Genomic DNA, 25117 nt, shown 5'->3' on the forward strand with positions numbered 1-25117 from the left:
ATCTTGGTTTTATTGAATAAATAATTATAAAAAATTTTTATAATTATTTATTAATTTTGAATTTAAATTTTTTCAATTTATTTGAGAGCATATATAATAATGCAATCTATGGAAATAATCTTGTTCAAATAAATTCTCTTCACTAATTGGTCAATCTTTATCAATTTGTTCATAAACCCTAAAACATAATGCTGTCTTTCTCAAATGTATTTCAGGAATTTCTCTGTTCATAATTTGTTGACATTCATAATTTGCAAGACCTGATTTTTTTGTCGCTTTATTACAATATTCATTAATTAAATTTTCAATTGTTTCTTTATATATATTAACTTCAGAATTTTCGTTTTCAAAATTAAATTTTTTTCCAAAGTATCATTATATGCAAATTTATAATATAAAAATGTTAGATTGATGATAAAATCTTTCATATCTTTATTATCAATAACATAGGGTATAAATCTCTTTTCAAATTTTGATCTTTAAATTTAAAATTTTCAAAACCTTTAACTATAGATGTTTTCCCTACTCCATTTGGTGCAAAAATAATATTTATTTTACATAAATTAAAAGTTAAATATTCCTCATTTTGAATACCATATAATTTTTTAATTTTTAACTCTAATTTTTTCATATTATTTTCTTTCTTTTTACATAATATTAAACATTTAATTTATCATTAATAATTATTTCTAAGTTTTTTAATTGTTCCATTTTATTAATTTTTCAATCGATTTCTTTGATACGAAAAATATCATAACCTTTATTTTGAAGGAAATTTTGTCTTGATAGATCATCTAGATATTTATCAAATCCTTGGCCTTCATGATATTTATAACCATCGACTTCGATTCCTAATAAATAATTGGATTCTTCATCAGTTAAAGCGATGTCAATTCTTTTGCTGCCAACTGGATATTGTTTGATAATTTTAACTGGTTTTGTTGTTGTAATATGTGTTTTTAAATAATTTATTACATCTTGTTCAAAATAAGAATCCACTGCCCCTGGTGATTCTTCTAATTGAAAATTAGTAGTTGAGTAAGTTTTTTGGTCTTCTTGTGGTAAGTCTAAAAAAGCTAATCATTTTTGAAAGACAATAAAATCTTCAGTATTAGCACTACGAAGTTCTGATGCCTTCACTGATTTAATAACTATCATTTTTTCTCTGGCTCGAGAAATAGCAACGTTTAATGCATTTTTACCACCTGGTCGTGCCACATAAGAATATCCCATGCCGGTAGTTTTATCATAAACTACTGAAATAATGACTAAATCAGCTTCATCCCCCTGAATATTTTCAATGTTTTTAAGCATAATTTGTTCTTCTTCAATCGCTTTTGCTAATATTGGATGTTTGCTCATAATAGTTTTTTCTAATAATCATTTTTGATTATAGTTAAACGTTAGCAAAATAATAGTTTTAAATTTATCAATTACTTTCTCAGCAGTTTCAATCATTTTATTAATTTCTACTACATTAACCCCATTATTTCACTTGCCTTCCACATTAAAGGTTACTATAGGCAGTTTTTTAACAGTTTTTTTATTATCAATTACTTCTAATTGAGAATTATAAAATTCTTTAGATGAAAAAGCCATTAATGCTGCTGATGAAGAACGATAATTTTGATTTAACATTATTTGGTGCACACCCTTTTCAAGAGCATAATCTAACAAGGAATCGGAATTTTCTACCACATCTTCTTCTACATTATCTCCAACATCACGAATGGTAAATCAAGAAGTAGGACGCATTTGTTGAGAATCGCCAGCAAAAATTTTAATTTTACCTAAATAGAGAATCGATAATCCAACTTCCAAATGAATTTGTGAAGCTTCATCAACTATTGCATAATCAAAGGTATCTCTGTTTCATTTAATAAAATGTGATTCTGGAGTGGTAATAATAACTGGAAAAAATTCTTTAATTATTGTGTAATGATGTTTTCAAAAATAATATGGGATTTCTCTACCTGCTTTTATGGCAGCATAAAAAGCATTATACTTTTTCATTTTATCTGGATCGTTGCGTTTTCACTGTTCAATTTTTTGAAGAATTTTGCAGGATAAAATTTCTATTAAATATTTTTCATTAGAAATATATTTATTTTTAGAAACTAATTTGGATGGAATTGATTGTAATTCTTGGTAATCTTGTCAGGTTGTTTTAGCAACTAATTCTCGCAGGTGGTTTAAATCTATTTTATGAGTAAGTGCTAATTCTCAAGCTAGCAATCCGGCTTCATGAAATTCCTTTGGTCAATACTTAACAAATAGTAAACTACTTTTAGTAATATTATTTAAAATTGCTAATTTTTTTAAAAATGCATTTTGATCATCAATTATTTCTGTTGGATATTTTAAGTTTAAGTTTAAACTAAAACATTTATGAATAAAAAAATCATCAAAATCTTTTAAAAATTCTACTGCTGCTAAAGTGTTTTGATATTTAGAACTTTTTTTAAATTCTGCAATAATATTTAGTGCTTCTAATTCTGCATTAGAAATTAATTTATTATTTGCAATTTGCCGATTAACTCCACCCTTCTCAATGTAATTAATAAATTTTTTTAAGGGTTTATAAAAATCTGTTTTTGGCATTTTAATATCATTTAAAATAAAAAAGACAAATGATTCTAAACCAAGTAAACGATCTCTCAAAACATCTAAGGCCGCTCTTTTTTGTGACATCACTATGGCAGTTTTGTCATTGTATAAAATGTTAGCAATAACATTAGCGATCACTTGTGATTTACCAGTGCCTGGCGGACCTCAAATAACTGTATCTTGCATTAAAGCAGAAGACAACGCTTTATCTTGAGAATAGTTAGAAGATTGAATTTTAACAATTGAGTGAGAATGATTTTTAATAAAACCTATCATTTTATTATGTAAATTTTGTTTGTTAGGATCAATATTAATAATATTTTCTATTTCATAATTTTCAATGATTTCCATCATTTTTTTTCTTAAAAAATTACCAGATGGTCTAAAGACACCCAACACTATTCCAGGTTGAACTATAATATTTTTATTATTAATTGTTGATGGTAGTAAATTTTGGAATTCATTCAATAACATCTGTTTCTTAATTTCAAGATTTAATTCTTTAGATAACAGATTTAAACATTGTTCAAGATTTAACCCATTTAAATTAATATTTTCATTTAAATGAAATCCAGATTTATTCAATAAAAATAAAGCTTTTTCATTAATAATGAAGGAATCACTTGTATTATTGATTCGAATTTTTGAACCAACTAAATTAATATTTACTGTCTTTAATAATAATGGTGCATAAACAGCATTGTATACAGTTTTAACAGTGATAAAACCTGTGGCAATATAGAGAGGTTCGATATTTTCTCGTTCTCGAATATCCATAATTTTTTTAATATAAGAATTTCATCTTTTACCAGTTTGTTGGACTTTGGTTTCCAATTTTTCAATTAAAGTTTTTAAATAATTTTTATTTTTTTGTAATAATAATCGATCATATTCACTTAAATATTCCTTATACTTATCAAACAAACCAACTACTTCAAAATAACCAGTTACCTGTTTTAACTCCTTGACTAATTGGTGTAAATCTTTTTCTTCTAACTCAAAATTAAATTCTTTATTTTGCAATATAGTTTCTGCAGCTGTTGAACTAAATTTAGAAATGACATCAAATGAATCTAGATTATTAATTTTTACTAAAATAGTTGTATCTGTATCTTTAATATCTAATAAGTTATTTAACATTTTAGAATATTTTTTATTTTTTGGATTAATCTCAGTCATATTGAAATCTTTCTTTTCCAATCAATTTTATTTTAATAATAACATATTATGAAATAAAAAAATAAATGGTTAAATATTAGTATTTAAAATTATCAATTTTTGTATCTTTTTTTGTAACCAAGTTAAAATTTCTTTCCAAAAAATACAATTAATTTTATTATCTTCATATTCATTCATTTTAAATAATTGAAATAAATTTCTTAAATTATTATCATCATTATATTATTAAATTGGAAGAATTTCTTTTAAATTTTTCAAATAAATTTTAAAATTAGAATTATTTTTTGGAAAAAATAGAAACATAATTTTCTGTAAAATCATATTTTATTTCTTTATTCTTTAATCATGTATAGAATCAAACTGTATGTTTTCTTTCAATTTTTTGTTTGTTTTTTCAGAAAAATTTTTAAATCGTGATAAATTTCTTCTGTTTTATATTAAAAATTTCTATGATTATAAATCATCTCTTCAATTATATTAATTTCAGATTTCTTCATTACTAAATCCATTTATTTTTCAGTTATTATTTCAATATCATCAGGTAAAATATTTGGTTAAAAAATTATAGATTTTGACATATCTTCACCCTCTAAATTATTAACTTTTCAATTACGTGAAAGGTTTTCAAATCCTTTAGAAATAGATATTTTACCATCACCGTTAGGAGTAAAAATAATATTTTTATCTAAGAGTTCAATCTCTAATTTATTTTTAATTCCACATAAATTATTTATTTTCCCTTTCATAAATATCTCCTAATATTTTTAATATATCAAAATTATACATATTAGAAAATGGTTAAATATTTTACAATTTAAAAACAATTGAAAAATGAATTTAATATTTTTATTTCTTCAGTAGATAAATGGGAATAATTACTTTTTTAAATTAAAACCATTATAATATGAATTATACTTTTGAATATAATAAGCTTTAAAAAAAATCTAAATATTGTTTAGGACAATTTATTAAAACTTCATAATTAAAATTATCAGGATTTCTTAATAATTTATCGTGGAAACCATCTTCTCTTCGATAACTACTTAAAGGATGTATTGAACATCTATATCTGCTAGGTGCTTTATTGAATGTTTTGATGTAATAATAAATATCAACTTCTTTTACAACTTTATGACATTTATCACATCTCTGATTGCCTCTATTTAAATAATTAAAAAGTGGTAATCCTATAATTATTAAAACACATGCAATAACAATTGCGACTATTCCGCCTGTACTAATAGCAATTTCTCCTCTTTTCTTATATATTATTTTTTTAGTTTTACTTTTAACTTAATTTCAAAAGAATTAATTTTCTTAAAATATTATAACCTTTCTTTTAATAATAAAATTATTCAGCAAGGAAACTCATATAATAATAATTATTTAAATAATAATGTAACTGTAGATAATTTTGAAGTTATTTATGAAAACAAGGATAAAATAAACTGTATAAAATCAAAGCTATTAAATCAAAGTGATTTTAGGAAAATAATATATTTTAATAATTTTATTTTGCCTTACTTTTTTTCGGAAAAAGATAAATATAAGTTTAAAATATTAGAAGAATCCAGTAATTCCTCTCTACTCTGTAATGTAGCTATTGTAAGAGGTAATTTAAATAATACAATTATAATTCAAAATAAGGATAATGTTGAAAAAGTTATTGACTATTTTCAAAAAAACAATATAGATCCATATAATTTAGAAAATGCATGAAAAAACAAGAAACATTATTAAATAATAAAATATATTAAAATATAAGGATATTAATAATTTATAAATTGATGTATTTTTTAGTTAAAATAATAATTAATATTTTAATTAGTTATATAAAAACTTTCTTGAAATATCAATTTAATAAATTTAATAAATAAAAAAGTTAATTCTTCATTTAATTTTCCTTTGTACCGATATATTTGGGATCTATCAATTGTTAGTTCGATATTGTTAATTTCTTTTTCAAATTTATTGTATAAAAAATAATTTACAGCTCTATGGCCAATGTGGTCTATATCTTTTGGGCCACTATCATTTGGACCATTATTCTCACCACATTGTTTTATTCTGTGGTCTATATTATTAAAATTACTGGGTGGTAAAATTCCTGTAGATCTATGCATTGAGTATATTATTGTATCTAAATTTTTCATTTCAATATTATTTTTTATATTTCAACAATTACTAACAAAAGAATAAAAATCAATTTTATTGCCTTTATCTTTATAAGCGTAAATTTCGTTCTGTAAATTTGATTTTTCTAAAGCGGAATATATTTTTAATTCTAAAAAATCATTTATATATCTAAAAAAGATAAAATTAATTATTTTATATCTATTATTAGAATTATTAATTTTTAATTGATTATCAATAAATTCTAAAAAATTTTTATCATCTTTTTTATTTCTTTTTAATAATGTTTTTTTAATGTGATCATTAAAAGATAATTCGTGATAATCAAATTGTCTTTGACTATCATAATTAAAATTCTCATCAAATAAATTTTCATTTAATATATTATTTTCATTATTTCAATCATAAAAAATTCAATAAATTATTAAAGTATAAATATTATATTTATTTTTAATATTTATTTTATATTTTAAAGTATCAATATTTCCAGTAATTAAGTTTTCATATATAAACTGTTCTTGATTGTATTTTATTAAAAATTCTATATCTCTTAAAGTTAATGGATTATTTTCATAATTAACATCAGTAATAAAATTTATTAATTCTTTTTCTTTTAAATTTAAAATATTCAGTAAAAATAAATCTATATTTATTTTATTTTTATATATATAATTAATAATTATTTTTTGATTATTAATTATATTATTTCTTTTATTAATTTCTTGAAATCAAAACAATAAATGTTTAGGAAATTTTTTACAATAATCAATTTCCTTGGCAGTAAATTTATTTAAATTTTTTAATTTTTCAGAATTTTTTCTAAAAAATAAAATCATAGTAATATTACTATGAGAGAATAATCATTTTTTTTGAAAATTATTAAATTGAATTAAATGATGCTTTTTTAAATATTCAATTTCCTTAATATTATTATATTTATTCATTTCAATTTCAATAGGATTAGATTCAGCAATTTGTTTATAAAAATTTTTAATTTTTATATTTTCAAAAATATTTTCAAAAAGTTTTCAACATAAATCGATTTGAGAAGAGTTTTTTTGTAATTCAGGCAAGTTTTTATTTTCATTCATTAGCATTTTTTCTCTAATAGAGAAATCTAAAATATCAAAATATTTTAAAATTTTTTTAGTTTCCTTTTTTAAAAAAGAATCATCAGGACTTACTAGAAAGCTATAAATATTATCATTTTGATCTCAACTTGACACTATAAAAAAATGTTTAAGTTTATTATTATTTTTATGAAATAAATCCTCAATAAAAAAATTTTCTATTTCATTTGTAGAATCAATGATGAAAATTATTTTTTCATCATTATATTTTTCTATTTCATTTAAAATATATTCTTTTTTATTATGATGATCAAATTTTATTATTTTTCTATTTTCTTTTTCAAAAAATGGAGCAATTAAATTTAAATAAGTTGTTTTACCATTGCCTATTTCACCATATATATTAAAAAAATTATAATTTGGAATTAATCTTTCAGATAAAAGATTTAATGGACAACTTTTACCTAATTTATCTATTCTTTGAATTTTTTCTTCTCATCTTTTTAAATAATCCATTAATGATTTTTTAAAATTTTTAAAATCTTTTGTTTTTTCTATTAACGATTTTCCATTATTATCATCCATGAATATATTTATCTCCTAATCATATATATAGCGCTTTTAAATTTTCTGACATAATAATAACTATCAACTTCTTTTACCACTTTATGGCATTTATCACACCTTTCATTTCCTTTGTTCAAATAAGTAAGAATTGGCGTTACTACAATTAATAAAACTGCTATAACTACAATTATAATTGTCCAACTTGTCATAATAACTTCTCCTCTTTTATTTATATTATTTTTTTAGTTTTACTTTTAACTTAATTTAAAAAGAATTGATTTTATTAAAATATCATTATCTAAATTAATTACCAAACTTTATTATAATCATCTAATATTGATTTCATTATATGTACTCATAATTCAACATCAAAATCTGGATTTTCTGAATCTAATATATTACTGATGTTATTTGGTATTTCTGAATAAAAAGTTTTAAAAAGTTTTTTAATTTGTGTTGCTTCTTGTGGTGAGAAAATATTATTTAAATTATTTTTTACAAAATATTCATTTCAAGAAATATCTACAGAAATATTAAAATCATTTTTAAATATTTTTTTAATATCCAAATTATTAATTTCATCAATAGCTTCTTTTATTGGTTTACCATCTTGCAAATCACTTAATGTGTCTAATATATAGTCTATATCTATGTATTCTCTGATTTGTTCGAATTGTTTTTTTATATTATCTTTAAGAAAACATATTGTGAATGCAGTTACATATTTTGTTTTCAAACTTAATGATATTGAATTTAAATGTTCTAAAATATTTTTAATTTTTAATTTATTGTCTATTAAAATTAAAAATCAATAATTTTCTTTTTTATGATTTAAATTTTTATGATAACTATTTCAAAATTCATTTAATTTATATTCACTCTCAACAGAAGTATAGTATCACTTAGGCACATGTCATCCATCTTCACTTTTTGAACTGTATTTATAGAATCAAATTAACTCCAAAAGATTTTTAATTATGTCTTCATATTTTTTATGAAATAAATCTAATTTATAATCTTCATCATCATAAATTAAGTTTAAAATTTTATATTTTTCATCATTTTTTAAATGCATTTCAAAGCGGTTTTTTATTGTATTTAAAAAAATATTTATTTTATTCCTTTCCACTTTAATACCTAAAATTTTTTTACTGGTTTTGTCATATCTCAATAAGAAGAATGGTAAAATAATTTTTTTTCAATAATTTTCATTATCAATAGTGATTATCATTTTTTCTGATTCACTTTGGAAATTATCCAAGTAGTAATTATTTATATTATTTTTCAACTTTAAAAAGAAATTTTGAAAAATTTCTTTTCTGGTCTCTCTTGCCCTTGCTGGCATTTTTAATATACTTCCTAAATATTCTTTTTGTTCTTCATTCAAAATGATAACATCATCTGTTTCATTAACAGTTAATAATGATTCTAAATCTATTCTGTGTTTGATATATTTCTCTAAAAAATCTTCTTCATTATTATTTTTAGACAAAGTATTATTGACAACTGTTTCATTCATTGAGATAGCTGTATATATGTTTTCACCACACCCTAAAATAATATGTTTTGTATAATTTAAAATAATTTCTATATTCTTTTTTGAACATCGATCAATGTCATCAAATATTATTAAGAAGGGTTTTTTAGTATTTAATATTTTTTGAATTTGTTTGATTTTAGTTTTAGAAAATACTGACTCTAAATCTAAGTTATAATTTAGATGTCCTATAGTTAATGACACATTAGCTATTTTATCTAATGATTTCAAAAAATTTTGGGCATGCTGTTTTTTAGGTCTAATTATAGAATTGATCTCTTTTAAAATGGAATCTAATATATCGTCACTTAATTCATGTAATGATAAATTAATCTTGATTATCTCATATTCTAAATCATTTTTACTGTAGTGATTGTGAATGAAATAATCTATAATAGTACTTTTTCCAATCCCTCAACTCCCTATTATTCCATACGCTGTTTTATCTTTTGATTTCTTTTGTACTTCAATAAAATCATCAATTAATTCTGCTAATTTATTAGCAACTCCTTTTGCATTATAAGCATCTTCTATTTCTATAAAGGGATTAGCAGGTATATATTTATTTAATATTTTATTCTTATCTTGTTTTTTTCTTAACATATAAATTTTATTATATCTAAAAAGGTCAATTGTATTTGATCTTTTTAGATATATTTATTTTTTCCTCAAACTCATTATTGTGTAATATTCGCAAATTAATTTCTATTCGTATAAAATGAATCGGTAAATAAATTAAATTTTCAGGAGTTAACATGGAGAAACAAAAACTCACAATTTATTATGGTGTCGGTGAATATGAAGGTATTAAATGAATTGATACTACAAATAGTCTTATTAATTTACTTATCTTACCTCAAAATAATATATCTTATTTAACCAATGAAGAAGATGGTAAAGATTATGCTAATAAGTCTGGAGTATATATTCTTGTAGGTAACAATGACCAATACATTTATATCGGTCAAACTAATTCAATTAAAAAAAGAATAATAGAGCATACCAAAACAGATAGTGATGGCACATATAATATAAAACAAGATTTTGAATATTTAATATTTATAACTACAAATGGTAATTCACTAGGTGCAACCGACAGACTTTACATTGAACAACAATTAATTAAATTAGCCTCAACAAATAAAAATTTGACAATAGAAAATGGAAATAATGGGCAAAATTCTAATATCACCAACCATGAAGCTGGAGTTTTAAATACATTTATCAATGATTTTAGAAAATTATTAAATAATATTAATATTAAAATATTTGAAACTAAAATATTGGATATTCAAACAGCTTTAAAAAATACTCAAAATGAAGATATATCCTTAAAGGTAAAATATAATGATAATAATAAATTATATTTAAAACATACAAATAATGAATATTATGCTGAAGGTTATTATGTAGATGGTAAATTTATTGTTTTAAAAAATAGTTGAACCAAGAGATTAACATTTCCAGATTATATGCCAAAAAGATATCCTAGTGATGTAAATTTTTTTAATGAATTGTTAAATAAAGGAGTACTTGTCTTAAGAGGTGACAAATATATTATGACAGAAGATTATACTTGTAATTCTGGAAGTCAGGCTTGCACATTATTCATAAAAATTTCAACCACTGGTTGGACTTCATGAAAGAATGCAGATAACAAAACAATGAAAGAAATTTATAAAATTAATCCAAAAATATAAGTAAAACAAAAACTGACATTCAAGTTAAATTTTTAACTTGAATGTATTAATTTTAATCAATTAAATTCTGATTGAAAATTTTTATTAAATAAATAAAATTATATGCAATTAATAACTTATAACATTAAAAAATTATATTTTATTCTTCAAAGTAAATTATTTTATTTTAATGCTATTTTACTATTTATAACTTGATTGATAGCTTTATAAATATGGTGTTCATCATAATTAATAAAACTAATTTTTAAATTCATTGATAGTTTTCGCTCCCGCATATAATTACCATTTTGCTTTATTGACTTAAGAAAAATAAGTTCTAAATTAAAGGCATTGTTTTTAAAATGATTAATATCTATGTTGTTGATATTTATTGATAATGGTTCATCTTTAAAAATTAAATCTTCTTCGTTTGTTGTTTTGTCTATTTTTTGCAATTTAACTTTGATCAAAGAAAAGGCCTCAGCAACTTTATAATCATATGATATTATCTCATTGATTAAAGTGTGAATAGTTTCCATAAAATCTAAAATATCGCCCAAACTTACAAAATAATATTTTAAAATCACAATTTTATTATTGAGTAATAACTTAAAAATAGATTTTAAAATGTTTTCATCATTTTTCATATTTAAACCAAAAATTTCAATATCTAATTCTCTAAAATTATTTTTATTCAAAATTTGTTGAAAATATTTTCAATTCTCTTTTGAATCTAAATTAATTTTTATACTTGAATATTTTTTATCTCAAGTTGCTTTCAAATCTATTTTTCCATGAATATTCAACACTTGAGGTTTAATTAATGTAATCCCTTCATAAAGTTCTGATCAATTTTTTAAAAAAATATTACAAGTATTTGTATAATTTGTTGTAAAAATATAATTAGGAAATTGAACATTATTTAAATAATTCATTTTGTTAAATTTAGTTAAAAATAATACAGAATCTCAAGATGTTTTTTCAATATAATAACCCACGATGATTTTAAAAATATTGAAAATAAGTTCCTTATTTTCAATATCGTCTATTTCTTCGGCTTCTTTAGTTAAATTAGAACCAATTTCTTTTAAAGTATCCTCTAAATAAAAAAATTTTTTGGTATTTAGATTTTTTGACAACGTGACTATACATTTTTTAAAAAGAATAATTTCATCATTATTAATGTTTGTGCGAGTTATATTATCTATTAAATCATATATTTTTTCTTCAGAACTAGCAATTTCCGTAATTCATTTTTTAAACTTATTATTAAAATCATTAAATTTTTCATTAAAATTAATTTCAAATCCATTACCTAAAATTAATAATTTCATTTTAAATCTCCCTCTTAACTTTTTTTATATTTTTATTCTTTTTTAATGTTAAACTTATTTTAAATTTATATTATGCATTAAATCTTTAACTTATCATTTATAATTATTTCTAAATTTTTAATTGTTCTGTTTTATTTATTTTTCAATCTATTTCTTTAATCCGAACAATATCATAACCTTTGTTTTGTAAAAAATATTGTCGCGATAAATAATCTAAATATTTATCAAAACCTTGACCTTCATGATATTTATAACCATCAACTTCAATTCCTAATAAATAATTAGAATCATTATCAGTTAAGGCGATATCAATTCTTTTACTTCCAACTGGATATTGTTTAATTATTTTAGTTGGCTTAACTATTGTTATTTTTTCTTTTAAAGCGTTAATAACATTTTGTTCAAAATAAGAATCAGCTTCCCCCATTGATTCTTCTAACTGAAATTTTTCAGAATAATAAGTCTTTTTTTCTCTGCTTCTAAATCTAAAAATGCTAATCATTTTTTAAAGATTATAAAGTCTTCAGTATTAGCACTTTTAATTTCAGATGCCGTCACTGATTTAATGACTATCATTTTTTCTTTCGCTTTTGAAATAGCAATATTTAAAGCATTTTTACCACCAGGACGTGCCACATAAGAAAATCCCAAACTGGTAGTTTTATCATAAACAACTGACATAATAACAAGGTCAGCTTTATCGCCTTGAATATTTTCAATATTTTTTAACATGATCTGTTCTTGTTCAATTGCTTTTGCTAGCAAGGGGTGGTTATCAATTATGGTTTTTTCTAATAAGCGCTTTTGATAATAGTTAAATGTTAACAATATAATATGATTTGAATAATTATTATTTAAATTAAGTTATTGAAAATAACTGCACAAATTATATAATTAAAATCAAATATTTTTTTATTTTATTACAAATATATTAATTTAAATTTTAAAAAATGAAGGGAATGTTTTATGACAGAATTTTGACAAAAACAATTGAATAGTTTAGATCCATTAAGTGCTGATTTTTTTAAATTGCACAAAAAGATATATGGTGATGATGTGGAAAAAATGGAGATAAATAATGTTATAAGCGATAAGTTAAATTCTTGATACAAATTATTTAATCAATTTATTAATAAACATGATACATGAAATATTATGACCGAACTTTTTCCATCTATTATGCGACCTGATAATTTACATAATCTATATGAAAAATATATAACAATTATAAAAAGTAATAAAAATATCAAGTTTTATATCAATCTAATGAATAAAGAATCAGAATCGCTTCAAATATTTGGCATGATAGGGAGACACCTTATAGATAAATTTTCAAATATAAAAGAATATAAAACAAAAATAAATAAAATTATTGAAAGTAAAGCTAATGATGTTTTTATAGGAATAGAATTTTCTGATAATTTTACAGAAACTTCAAACTTCATAACAAATACTGTTAAATCTTTCAAATTAAATCCAATTAAAATAGATGAAATAGAATATAATGGGATTATTGATAATAAATTGTATGAATCAATGGATAATTCAGATTTTGGTATTTTTGATATATCATCAGGAAACAATAATGTGTGTTTTGAAGCAGGTTATATGTTGGGTGAAGGTAAAGAAATTATTTTAATATGCAAAGAAGAAGATTTTGATAATGTTAAATTTGATTTTAAACATAGAAAAATCATAAAGTATTCAAGTATGCAAGATCTCGAAAAAAAAATAAAGAAAAATATAAAATCAATGAATATTTAATTATCCTTTTTTCATAACCTTTATATATTAAAATATTCATTGAATTCTTGATCGTCTTGTCATTTATTACTATCTACTTTCATTTGAGATAAATAAATTAATTAATCATCAATTAAAGTATATCAATTATTTCTCTATTAATGGTTCTTGGTAATTTTGAATGATTTGATTTATCATCATTAAATAATTTAAGTATAATTTTTAAATTTTGGAAGAATTATTGCAGAATTTAATAATTCTAATTTTATTTTATAATTTAAATTATTATTGTTAAAATTTGAAATATTTATCATATCATAATAAATATTATCTGTGTTTTTCGAAGGATTAAATTCAACTATATGCTCATTAATATCTAATTGATTTGTATAATATGGGTATTGAAGATAATTATTTGTTGGAAATGCTTCACTATCTATATATTCTACAATTTCTTTTAAAATAGACGCTGGTTCTAATTCTTCTCAAATATTAGAACCCTTAAATTTTTTATAATTATTAAAATAGTAATAATTTATTTTTTTAATTTTTTGTTTTGAAAATAATTCTTCAAAGATATGCTCATCACTATCTGGATTGACACCCAAAATGGATACTTCATATTCCACATCTTCTTCATCATCTAATCTTTTTATTAATTCAGAATTTTGAAATTTTTCTAGAGATATTTCCATACTCTCTTCTACATCATCTTTTAATAAAATTTCATCAAAAACATTAATATCTAATTCATTTGGTAATTTTAAATAAACTATTTCTTTTTTATTATCGAATAAATTATACTGACCATGAATATGATAAACTCCTACCAAATTATTATGATATGCAACAACGTCAATTATAGTGTCATAATTCAAAGTGTAATAATAATCAAATTTTTTTAATATGTTGAAGTAATGTCTCATAACCACTGAATCTGATATTAATTTATACGACATTGAAATAATATTGCTATGAAAAAATATATTAAAAATTAATTTAAACTTATTAAAATTTAAATTTTTTAATTGATAAAAATTTCATTCACTTTCCACCCTTTCAAATAAATTTTGAATGAAGAATTCTATACCTGAAGATTCTCAATTATCTTCAATATATTTTTTTTCTCTCAAAATTATACTTCTAAAATTTTTTAATTGTCCGATTGTTAATAAAATTTTTTTATTGTTCTTTTTGTATGAATAATTTTCTTGGTGTTTTTTTAAAAATAAATTATTTATTAAAATTTTATTTCATTTTTCATTATCATTGAAAGAATTTATTCAATTTAGAAAATTAAAATTTTTATCAAAATTAATATTTACGCCATTACCTAATATAATTACCTTCTTAATTTCAACTTCATTTTTTTCATCATCAAACATATATATTCACCTTTTATTTTTATATTATTCAGTTTTTGAATTTTTAAATAAATAATTACTTTTTATATTTATTAAGTCAATTATATAAAAAAAATATGCTATTTTAAAAAAATTGTGTATATATTTTTATTTTATCTTAAATTTTAAAACTAATTTATTCTAGTACTCCATAATAACTTTAATATAACATTTATAACATCTTTGATTACCTTATTTAAATAATCAAAAAAATATGTCTAAAAAAGAAAAATGATATAGTTATTATATTCAAAAATCACTAATTAAAAATTTTTCAGATAATAATATAGTGAAATATTACAATCCCAAAACAAAAGAATATGGAATGTACAATCTGAAAAGTAAAAAAGTAAGCATAAACATGCTTTAAAAAATTTGCATTTAATAAAAAATATTATAGAGATAAATTATCTAAATGTTAATCTACTCTTTGGATATTTCTATTTAATGAATAATTCATTATGTATAAATAATTTTTTAAATTTAAAATTTCTCATTATAACTACTGTTTTACTCTCTAATATAATAGTAAGTATTAGATGAAATAAGAATATTATTTGTAGAAAAAAATGTACATTTTCATGCATGAAATTGGCTAGCTCCATTCGTCATAACAATGTCATAATATTCTTCTCAAAAAAAATCACTAATATTTAAATTTAAATCAAAAATTTCATTTATATTATTGACAATTTCATTGTGTATTTCGAAATCTTGTTGTTCAGTTGGTTTCGTATACATATCAACTCCAGGTGGGGTTGATATTTATAAACTAAAATCTTTTAAAACATATGGTCTATCAGATTTTGAATTAACATTAGACAAACCAATTCAAATTAATAAAGCTATTATAATTAGCATAAAAATAGAAATTATTATATTCCATAAATTTTTAAAAAACAAATTAGACATTATATACCTCTATATATTAAAACTTAAATATGTAATAATTTTGTTTTATATTTAAATTATTATTTTATTTCTTTAATGGTAATTCATTAGAATTTATTAATTTTAATTGAATTTTATGATTATTTTTTTTTTTTTTTCAATTTTAATATAAAATTGTTGATATTCAAAAAAAATCAATTATCTTTTTGCATAAATTTTTTATTTAGAATATTTCAATTTTGTGAATTATTTGAATGATTTAATAAAGAAAATTCTAATATAACAAATAACTAATTTAGAAAAAAATAACTGGGAAAAAAATATTAAAATAATTTTTATATTTTAAAGGGAATTAAAATATGGGAACTACTACAAAAAAATATTACAGTCATTTTATACAAAATGATTTATGTAAAAAATTTGTTTTTAATAAAAAGATAAATTACTGAGAACTAATAAAAAAATAATAAGTTGCTATAACCCGAAAAGTAAACTAAGTAAAAAAGCAACTAATAGAAGAAATTATTATTCAATTGAAATGAAATTTGATAAATTAAATAAAATTGAAGCCAAAACTGCTTCAAGAATTTCCAAAATTATTTCTTTTTTTAAGGATAATGATTTTATCAATTTAACAGAGGAAGAAATAATTACTTTTGAATTTTATACATTGGTTTTTTTATAGAACTGAGAGAAATAGAAATTATGTTTAAAATTCTAAAAACATAAAAAAGATATAGCTAATACCATTATTCAAACTATTGAAGATTAAAAACTAATACTAGTTAATTAATTTAAAACAATAAATAAAAAATTACTTAATATGCAAATTAATTATCCAAAAACCATATTATAAAAATTATAAATACATGGATTTTTTTTTAAAATTAATTCAATCTCTTGTGTTATTTTATATGTTGGATATTTTTTTAAATGTTTGAGTTTATCTTCATTTAAATCTATTTCTTCTCCTTTGTAAAAAATAACAGGATGAAACAATTCTGTTTGTTCAAGAATTAAAGCTTCCAAGTGCATACTATTTAATGTGCTTAATTCCAGATTGGGAACTAATATTTCTTTAAACATTTTAATATACGTAAATTGTCTATCGTTTATTTCCAAACTACCACCAGAATTGGAATATAATCCTAAATCGGCTGGACCCGGAATAGAAAATTTCATTAAAGAATTAAATTTTAATCCCATAGATAATGAATCACAAGAGCAAAAGTTATGATTGCATTTATCAATTTGTTTTTCCTTGAATTTAAGAGCACTATTATTATAAATAATAGCAAAACCTAGAAGTGTGGAATAATTTAATAAAAAATCTTTATGTAAAAATAAAACATTTTTTCCTTTGTTTTCATTTATTTTATTAAAATCTTCCTTAGTTCTTTCGTTCAATTCTCAAATTAATTTAATGAACTTTTCGGCATCAAAAATGGTTTCAGATTTTTTAAATAAATTTTTTCTATAAATTGAATCCATAGGTTGGTAATAATCATCAATGCTGTGGATCAGTTCGTTTCTATAACTTCTTATTTTTTTAAATCATTCATATTCAATTGTGTTATATTTATCCAAAATTCTTGGTATAAATTTATTCCATTCTCCTTTTTTTAATTTTTTTACATTAATATCAGATTCTTCTATTGATTTATTATCGTATTCACTATATTGTAAAATTTTAAAAAATTTATTTAAATTTAACTCACTCTTTTTTTGATTAACACTTTTATTTAGCCTTGTTAAATAACTCTCATTTCCTATTTTTTCGAATTTTCAATTATCTTCACTAGATACAGCACTTATTGATGTGCGTTCACTATTTGTTATTAAGTCGTTATCATTAATAAAATTATTAAATATTTTTAAATCCATTTGTGATGTTAGGGTGGCATACATCCCTATAAACTCAAATGCATTAATTAATTTTAATCCTGGATTTAATATATTATTTTTACATTCAATTATAAAAAAATGTTTAAAGTCTTCATAATCATTAAAACTATATGGGTTATAAGTTTCGTTTCTCATAATTACCCCCTATTTCAAATTGTTATTAATAATTATTCCTAAGTTTTTCAATTGTTCTGTTTTATTGATTTCCAATATATTTCTTTAACACAAAAATCATAACCTTATTTATCAATTTGATCATAAACACAACTAACTAATTCTGTATCTTTTAATAAATATTAATTTCAGAATTTCTATCATTCAAATTAAAATTTTCATCTAAAGTGTAATTGTATAAAATTTATAATAAAAGAAAATAAGATTAATAAAAGAATCTTTCATATCTTTGTTATTAATGTCACAAACTACTTTATATAAACAATAATATTCAGTAAAATTTTTTATTTCAAATTTAAAATTTTTTACTTTTAATAATTATGGAATATTATAATCGCTTCTAAAATCAGTGCAATACTCTTTTTTAATACATTAATTATTCTTTTCCTGGTAATACTTTTATTTTGATCAATTTTGTGAATAACATAATATATTATATTAATAGAATGAAAATATATTATTTATTTTTATCATAAAATTTATAATATATAAAATAATTGGTAATGCATTATAATTTAAGATTTAAAATATTATTATTTTATATTGAAATTTTATAAACATACTTATAATTATTTTGATATTATATTGTAATACATTTTTAATTTATAAAGCGGAGATTCAATTACAGCATCTCATCTCAAATTATTTAAATGTAATATCATATCAATATATTTTTTAATTTCTTTTTCTGAATTATTTAATTGAATTCTTCTTTCTTTTTCCTCTAAAATAAATCTCATTTTTAAACAAAAAAAATACTTTGTAATAATATAATCTGAAAAATTTTTAAATTTAATAGATTCTAAAATTTCAGAATTAATTACTCATTCTGAAATTTTATATTCATAATTTGTTTTATAAAATTTTTCTATAATATTTATAAAACAAGAATTGGGATTATTTTCTTGTAAATCATTACAGATATTTAATATTTTTTTCTCTATGCTTTGGAATGTTCGTTTCTTTTTTTTATAATGCCTATAATATTTCAATTCATTTAATATTTTTGTTTTACTTTTTTCATTTAAAAATAAATTATAATTTGTTAAAATCTCGTACAAAATAGTAGAAAAGAAAAAGTCTTTATAATCAAGATTATTATTTTCGGCTAAATAGAACACATTTTCTATATTTTTTTTTTCTAAATTTTCTAATTCAAAAATAAATGTTGATGTGTCAGAAAAAGAATCCATGATAAAACAACTAATATTATCGTAAAATTTTACAACGTTTAGAAATAAATTAAAATTATGTGTCAATATTGTTCAATTATCAGAATTATTATAAATATAATCAATAAATATATAGATGTTGTCAATATCCATTGAAGAGAATACATCATCCAGAATAATATTTTTTTCTTTACCGTAATATAAAAGTACAAATAGTAATAGAACTATTCTTTTTTGTCCAGAAGAAGAAAAATCTTGCATTTGTTTTTGCGTAATTTCATTATCATAATCTTTGAATATTAATTGAGGTTTTAAATCATTTTCATTTTTTATTTTTTGCAAAGTTCATTTTACTTTTAAAATTTTATTTTTTGATGTTTCTTCAATTATTTTGTCTAAAATTTCTTCATATTTTTTTAAATGTTTTATTTGATTATTTTTAATAGATTTTATTGTCAATTCAATATTTTCTTCTTTTCTTTCTTTTTGCACATAAAGAGTAAAGGCATCCAAATCTAATTCTTTTGAAAATTTATCCAAATAATCAAATCTTAATTCTTTAGCTAAATTTTCAAAAACTGTGCGTGATTCTATATTTTTAACATTATTTAAATATTTTGCATAATTTATTTTTTTTGTATTTTTGGGTTCCTCAAAAGAATCTTGTTCAATAAAAGATATTAAATTAGAATTTTTTTCTTCAAAAAAATAAATAAATTTTGATATTTTTTTTAAAAAATTTTTCTTTTCTTCTATATCATAATCTTCGAAAGTAATATTGCCGAAAGGGTTTTTATAATATGCATTTTTAATAGGTTTAACAAAATTTCATATTGTATCTTTTAAATATTGAATATATTTGAAATTATTTTTATGTATATCTTGATAATTTGAAATGTCTTTTTTAAAATTTGATATAATTTTTTCATTATCTTTATCATTTATAAAAGAGATGGAATTAATGTTGCTTAAAAAAGCTGGATTATAACCAGTCGCATTTTTCATTTCTTTAATATTATTTTTTCATCATTCTTCAAAATCCAATAATAATTGATTTTCATATTTTTTTTGAATATGTTCATAAATAATGTTGGAAAGATCTTTTTTAATCATTAAATTTAAAAAAGATTCATTTATAACAATGAAATCTTTTCCGTAATAATTTTGAATATTAAAATTATTAGTCACATCGATATTTTCTCTGTCTAATATAATTTTACTTTTAGTTTTGTTTTCACTTTCATACTTTTCAAAACCTTTTGATATACAGGTTTTACCTGTTCCGTTCGGAGCAAAAATAATGTTCTTTTCACTCAAGGAAAAATTAATTTTATTTTTAATTCCTAAAAATTTTTCTATCTCTAAATTTATTTTCATTTTTATCATTCTTAATTATTTCTTTAATTCATTTTATTTATTAAGTTTATATTTATTATTTAAAATAGTATAACCATAAAAACATTTTATATTTTAGTAATTTAATTTCAAATCAATATTACAATCATTTTCCAGATATTTTAAGTTATAATACAATATCATTAATAATTTTTTTAGAGAAATGTCACAGTTTTCTTCAATTTTTATTATTTTTAAATCTATCATTCGAAAATGATATACATAAATTTTATTTCCTTCAATAATAACTTCGCTGACCAAATTGCATTTATATTTTTTATAACATTTATTATTTAAATATTCTTTTATATTTTTTGAAGTTTCATGATTAATTTTTTCATCCAAATTCATTTTTTCCACCTCTATAATAAATACTATTTTTAGTGTTTATTATAATTCATTAAAATTTCATAGTTATTGAAAATAATATAAATATAAAATTATTATTTTTTATCTATATTATCACGCTCTGATCATGATTGGTCTACTATTTGCATGATTTCATATTTTAACATTTCTTTATTATCAATTACTTTAGATAATTCAGCAATTTTTCTACTTTTATTATATTTGGTTTTAGAACGAATTAAGTTTATTAATTATAATATTAATCAAATAATTAAAAAGAAAAGAATTATGCTCACTATAAATGCAATAATTGTTATAAACATTTCCATTTTGATCTCCTATTTTATTATGATAATTATAATTTTATAACATTCATCTATTAATTAAGTTTTAAAATATCAATTATATGCAACAAGATATTTTAAAATTAAATAAAGGTTAAAAATTAATTTTACAGATTTGCATTTTGGTTTTAAAGTAATACAAAATGTTATTTAGAATTTTAGTAATTTTTTGATAATAACTCATTAGAGTTATAAATTTTTAAAATAATTTTATTATTTTTATCATTTGTTATTTCTACTTCATTTTTTGAAAAATTTAATTTGAATTTAGAACTCTTTAATATTTGAATTATAGTTTTTATTTCAGAAGAATTTATTTTTCAAACATCATCTTCATCAAAATTTTTATATTCATTAAAATAATAATAATTTATTTTTTTTAAATTTTTACTTTTTAATAAATAATCAAATATATATTCATCACTTGATGGATGAACACCAAAAAATGAAACTTCATAATTTATATTTTCAAAATTATCTGAATATAATTTTTTAATAAAATATTTCTTTTTGAATAAATCAAGATATTTTTTAGTGTTATCTGTATCTTCTTCCTTAAGTAAGACATCAGCATAAATATAATCCAAAATAATTTTATCATTATCTATGACTAATAAATTTGTTTCATCATCTCAAAAATTATAAACACCATGAAGATGGCTGATTTTAGTCAATGAAAATTTTTCTTTTATAAAATCAATTATCACATCATAATTTAAAGTATAAATATAATCAAATTTATCCAATATTTTTTTATAATTTTGAATATAATTATCATTATTAATTATTTCAAAAGATAAATTGATAATACAAACATGAAATAATTTATTAAAAATGTATTTAAAATTTTCATAATCTATAAATCGAGTTCCAAATGATTGAAAATTTTCCTTAACATCTTTTAATAAATTTTGAATGAATTTTTCTATACCAAGATCAAATGACTTATTATTTTTTAATTGAGATAAAAGAATAGATCTAAACTCATTAATTTGACCTTCAGAAAATTGATAAATTTTTTTACTTTTTGTTAGTAAAGAGTTATATTTATTTATTATTTCATTATGAACTAATTTTTCACTATTTTCATATAAATAATATAAAATTTTTTTGTCTAAAATATAATATCCATTTTCAATAATTGATGGTCCTTTATTTATTGTAAAATTATTTAAATCAAAATAATATATCATTGGCAAATAAATATCTTTAAAATCTGAGCCATTCTTTTTATAATTTTCTTCTAATTCATTTATAATATATTTGCTTGCATTAAAAACATTCATATATTCAAAACTATTTTTTACAGAAATTTCATGAATAAATTTTTGATCAAGAAGAATGTTGTAAAATTCATAATTAAATTTTCTTCTTCACTCGTCAAATAAAAAATTTTTTAAACCATTTAATGATTTTAATAAAAATGATTTCTTTATCATTTCAGCAAATTTTGCATCATCCTGAAAATTATCAAGTCAAACATTAAAATCAAATTTTTTGTTGAAATGAATATTGATTCCATTACCTAATATTAATAATTTTTCACAAGAATTTTTAATATTAATTGGATTTGACATAAATAAACTCTTTTCTGATATGAATAAATTTTAAAATTCATTAATGTTGTATTTATTTTTAATTATAACAACATTAAATTTTCATAAAAAATAACCAGTTTTTAAAAAATGTGTTTAATATATTTTTTCTTATCTTTAAATTCTTTACATTTTATCTAAATATTCAATTGCAAACTGTGCAGCTTTAGCACCATCAGAAACTGCAGTAGCAATTTGTCTTAAAGGTGTATTGGTTACATCACCAATTGCGTATAACCCTTTAATAGTAGTTTCACATTTATTATTGACCTTAATATAATTATTATCATCTAAAATAGATTTGTCTTCAATAAAATTAACAATCGGATCAGCACCAATGTATGGAAAGACAGCAGCAATATCAGGTAAATCAATTATTTTTTTATCAATTATTTGTTCGTATTTTAATCCACGAACTACATCATCACCATAAACTTCATTTAGTGTTGCATCAAGAATGAAAGTGATTTTTTTATTAGCTTGTGCTTTTTTAATAACATTACTTTCTGCTCTAAATCCTTGTCTACGATGAATTACAAATACTTTACTTGCAAATTTTGTTAAATACATCGCCTCTTCTAAAGCAGCATATCCCCCACCAATTACAGCTAGTCTTTTTTCTTTGTATAATGCTCCATCACAAACTGCACAATAAGAAACACCTTTACCATAATATTTATCTTCACCAATTGCCCCTACTTTTCTTTCAATAGTTCCAGTTCCAATAATTACTGTTTTTGCCTTATAAACTTTATCTTTTGTTTTAACTTCAAATATATTCTTTTTTTTAACAACACTTATTACTTCTGCGCCAATAAAAGGAACTCCAAGATTTTGTGTTTGCATAAACATATTCATTGCTAAATCTGGTCCTTCTATATTTTCAACACCAGGATAATTTTCTACTGTACTAGTTTTAACAACTTTTCCACCAGGAGCACTTTTTTCTAAAATCGCAATATCTGCTTCAGCACGTTTAGCATAAATTGCTGCTGTCAATCCACCTGGTCCAGAACCAATTATTAAGATGTCATAAACTTTGTTATCAATCATCTTTTTTCCTCAAAACAAAATATCTTAATATATTATATATTATTTTTATTTTAAATATTTAAATCCATTTTATTAAACTGATAAATTACTAAACCATTAAATGAAAAACTTAATAATAAATTAACTGGAACAATTCATGCTAAAGAAATATTTTGATTTTTAATTACATCATAAATATTGTTATATATACCAGATGATTGAGGTATAACATTTAAATCAGCAAATATTAATTTATTTATTTTAAATTTACTAATTCAAAAATATTGTAATACTGTCAGTACTTGATAAATTTTATTATTAATATGACTAGCATTTGGATCAACAACTGTCACTAGATAACTTGATAGGGCGACAATTATTTCTAAAGTAAAAAATACACTTAAAATAATATTGATGATAGTTAGATTAGGAATATACATATGTACAATCCAAAATATTCCTACAGTTAATAACATCACTAACAATATATTAAAATAATTTAGAATCATATTACCAAAATAATAACCACCTGTGTGTTGGGTACTAAAGTTATATTTTAATAATGTAAAGGATTCAAATAAAAATGACATAAACAATAAACTAAATATTGATAAAAAAATCACTAACATTTTTGCTATCATTATCTCTATTCTTGATAATGGTAATATTTGTTTATTCAATAATGATTTATCTCTAATTTCTAGTCCTCATAAATAATGCAACATAACAGCAGACATAGCTGTTAATAATGTAATGCCTAAAGGACCACATATTATTCAGTTCTCCCAACTATAAGCAGTGATTAATGTTTGAACATTATAACAAGTAGTACCATTACTTGAAGTAGTGATAGTGATTTGATCTGTTGGTTGATAATAATTAAAAAAGAAGAAAATTAAACTTAAACCTAAAAAAATAATAAAAAAAATAACATAAATAATAAAGACACTAGAAAATTCATTTATTAAATTTTTTCAAAATGTTTTTTGATTCATTGATTTCCCTTATA

General features: G+C 20.4%; 22 protein-coding genes. 4 read left to right on the forward strand and 18 right to left on the reverse strand.

Annotated features, from left to right (window positions below; translation table 4 throughout):
- Positions 1 to 24 precede the first annotated feature (24 nt).
- From AAHM77_RS00065 to AAHM77_RS00080, 4 genes are all read right to left on the reverse strand, one after another.
- Positions 25 to 231, reverse strand: coding sequence for a hypothetical protein (locus AAHM77_RS00065; protein ID WP_342252093.1), 207 nt, complete (start codon positions 229 to 231; stop codon positions 25 to 27).
- A 172-nt stretch (positions 232 to 403) separates the two neighbouring features.
- Positions 404 to 631, reverse strand: coding sequence for a hypothetical protein (locus AAHM77_RS00070; protein ID WP_342252094.1), 228 nt, complete (start codon positions 629 to 631; stop codon positions 404 to 406).
- 26 nt (positions 632 to 657) lie between these two features.
- On the reverse strand, positions 658 to 3786 hold the full coding sequence (locus AAHM77_RS00075) for an AAA domain-containing protein (RefSeq protein WP_342252095.1): 3129 nt from the start codon (positions 3784 to 3786) through the stop codon (positions 658 to 660).
- Between the two features lie 554 nt (positions 3787 to 4340).
- Positions 4341 to 4532, reverse strand: a complete 192-nt coding sequence (locus AAHM77_RS00080) for a hypothetical protein (RefSeq protein WP_342252096.1) — start codon at positions 4530 to 4532, stop codon at positions 4341 to 4343.
- 769 nt (positions 4533 to 5301) lie between these two features.
- Here AAHM77_RS00080 and AAHM77_RS00085 point away from each other — a divergent pair.
- On the forward strand, positions 5302 to 5526 hold the full coding sequence (locus tag AAHM77_RS00085; RefSeq protein ID WP_342252097.1) for a hypothetical protein: 225 nt from the start codon (positions 5302 to 5304) through the stop codon (positions 5524 to 5526).
- 80 nt (positions 5527 to 5606) lie between these two features.
- Here the strand turns inward: AAHM77_RS00085 and AAHM77_RS00090 are convergent, their stop codons facing one another.
- Both AAHM77_RS00090 and AAHM77_RS00095 read right to left on the reverse strand, forming a co-directional pair.
- Positions 5607 to 7574: a hypothetical protein gene (locus tag AAHM77_RS00090; RefSeq protein ID WP_342252098.1), complete on the reverse strand. Its 1968-nt coding sequence runs from the start codon at positions 7572 to 7574 to the stop codon at positions 5607 to 5609.
- A gap of 289 nt (positions 7575 to 7863) precedes the next feature.
- A complete protein-coding gene (locus AAHM77_RS00095; protein ID WP_342252099.1) occupies positions 7864 to 9696 on the reverse strand; it encodes a P-loop NTPase fold protein in 1833 nt (610 codons plus the stop codon).
- A 152-nt stretch (positions 9697 to 9848) separates the two neighbouring features.
- Between AAHM77_RS00095 and AAHM77_RS00100 the strand changes: the two genes are divergently transcribed.
- Positions 9849 to 10793 carry a DUF4357 domain-containing protein gene (locus AAHM77_RS00100; RefSeq protein WP_342252100.1) on the forward strand — a complete coding sequence of 315 codons (945 nt, stop codon included), beginning with the start codon at positions 9849 to 9851 and terminating at the stop codon, positions 10791 to 10793.
- A gap of 161 nt (positions 10794 to 10954) precedes the next feature.
- On the opposite strand, the gene AAHM77_RS00105 is transcribed toward AAHM77_RS00100, so the two are convergent.
- The 3 genes from AAHM77_RS00105 to AAHM77_RS00115 form a co-directional block, all read right to left on the reverse strand.
- On the reverse strand, positions 10955 to 12106 hold the full coding sequence (locus AAHM77_RS00105; protein ID WP_342252101.1) for a hypothetical protein: 1152 nt from the start codon (positions 12104 to 12106) through the stop codon (positions 10955 to 10957).
- Positions 12107 to 12215: 109 nt separating this feature from the next.
- Complete coding sequence (locus AAHM77_RS00110) at positions 12216 to 12533, reverse strand: hypothetical protein (protein ID WP_342252102.1); 318 nt, start codon at positions 12531 to 12533, stop codon at positions 12216 to 12218.
- Positions 12534 to 12541: 8 nt separating this feature from the next.
- On the reverse strand, positions 12542 to 12934 hold the full coding sequence (locus AAHM77_RS00115; protein WP_342252103.1) for an AAA domain-containing protein: 393 nt from the start codon (positions 12932 to 12934) through the stop codon (positions 12542 to 12544).
- Positions 12935 to 13072: 138 nt separating this feature from the next.
- On the opposite strand from AAHM77_RS00115, the gene AAHM77_RS00120 reads away from it, so the two are divergent.
- Positions 13073 to 13870: a hypothetical protein gene (locus tag AAHM77_RS00120; protein ID WP_342252104.1), complete on the forward strand. Its 798-nt coding sequence runs from the start codon at positions 13073 to 13075 to the stop codon at positions 13868 to 13870.
- Between the two features lie 188 nt (positions 13871 to 14058).
- Here the strand turns inward: AAHM77_RS00120 and AAHM77_RS00125 are convergent, their stop codons facing one another.
- From AAHM77_RS00125 to AAHM77_RS00135, 3 genes are all read right to left on the reverse strand, one after another.
- Positions 14059 to 15234 carry a hypothetical protein gene (locus AAHM77_RS00125; protein WP_342252105.1) on the reverse strand — a complete coding sequence of 392 codons (1176 nt, stop codon included), beginning with the start codon at positions 15232 to 15234 and terminating at the stop codon, positions 14059 to 14061.
- A 528-nt stretch (positions 15235 to 15762) separates the two neighbouring features.
- Complete coding sequence (locus AAHM77_RS00130) at positions 15763 to 15993, reverse strand: hypothetical protein (RefSeq protein ID WP_342252106.1); 231 nt, start codon at positions 15991 to 15993, stop codon at positions 15763 to 15765.
- Between the two features lie 24 nt (positions 15994 to 16017).
- Positions 16018 to 16164 (reverse strand): hypothetical protein, encoded by a 147-nt coding sequence (locus tag AAHM77_RS00135; RefSeq protein WP_342252107.1) that lies wholly within the window; start codon positions 16162 to 16164, stop codon positions 16018 to 16020.
- Between the two features lie 517 nt (positions 16165 to 16681).
- Here AAHM77_RS00135 and AAHM77_RS00140 point away from each other — a divergent pair.
- The gene (locus AAHM77_RS00140) at positions 16682 to 16828 is read left to right on the forward strand and encodes a hypothetical protein (RefSeq protein ID WP_342252108.1); all 147 of its coding nucleotides are present in this window, start codon (positions 16682 to 16684) and stop codon (positions 16826 to 16828) included.
- Between the two features lie 149 nt (positions 16829 to 16977).
- On the opposite strand, the gene AAHM77_RS00145 is transcribed toward AAHM77_RS00140, so the two are convergent.
- The 6 genes from AAHM77_RS00145 to AAHM77_RS00170 all read right to left on the reverse strand — a co-directional run bounded on the left by AAHM77_RS00145 (position 16978) and on the right by AAHM77_RS00170 (position 25103).
- Positions 16978 to 18183 carry a hypothetical protein gene (locus AAHM77_RS00145; protein ID WP_342252109.1) on the reverse strand — a complete coding sequence of 402 codons (1206 nt, stop codon included), beginning with the start codon at positions 18181 to 18183 and terminating at the stop codon, positions 16978 to 16980.
- A gap of 608 nt (positions 18184 to 18791) precedes the next feature.
- Positions 18792 to 20771 (reverse strand): hypothetical protein, encoded by a 1980-nt coding sequence (locus AAHM77_RS00150; protein WP_342252110.1) that lies wholly within the window; start codon positions 20769 to 20771, stop codon positions 18792 to 18794.
- Between the two features lie 93 nt (positions 20772 to 20864).
- The gene (locus AAHM77_RS00155; RefSeq protein ID WP_342252111.1) at positions 20865 to 21140 is read right to left on the reverse strand and encodes a hypothetical protein; all 276 of its coding nucleotides are present in this window, start codon (positions 21138 to 21140) and stop codon (positions 20865 to 20867) included.
- 499 nt (positions 21141 to 21639) lie between these two features.
- Positions 21640 to 23058: a hypothetical protein gene (locus AAHM77_RS00160; RefSeq protein ID WP_342252112.1), complete on the reverse strand. Its 1419-nt coding sequence runs from the start codon at positions 23056 to 23058 to the stop codon at positions 21640 to 21642.
- Positions 23059 to 23202: 144 nt separating this feature from the next.
- Positions 23203 to 24129 (reverse strand): NAD(P)/FAD-dependent oxidoreductase, encoded by a 927-nt coding sequence (locus tag AAHM77_RS00165; RefSeq protein ID WP_342252113.1) that lies wholly within the window; start codon positions 24127 to 24129, stop codon positions 23203 to 23205.
- 50 nt (positions 24130 to 24179) lie between these two features.
- Positions 24180 to 25103, reverse strand: coding sequence for a hypothetical protein (locus AAHM77_RS00170; RefSeq protein ID WP_342252114.1), 924 nt, complete (start codon positions 25101 to 25103; stop codon positions 24180 to 24182).
- Positions 25104 to 25117 lie beyond the last annotated feature (14 nt).

This window comes from Spiroplasma endosymbiont of Amphibalanus improvisus, assembly GCF_964030645.1.
Taxonomy (GTDB): Bacteria; Bacillota_I; Bacilli_A; order Mycoplasmatales; family Mycoplasmataceae; genus CAXIPX01.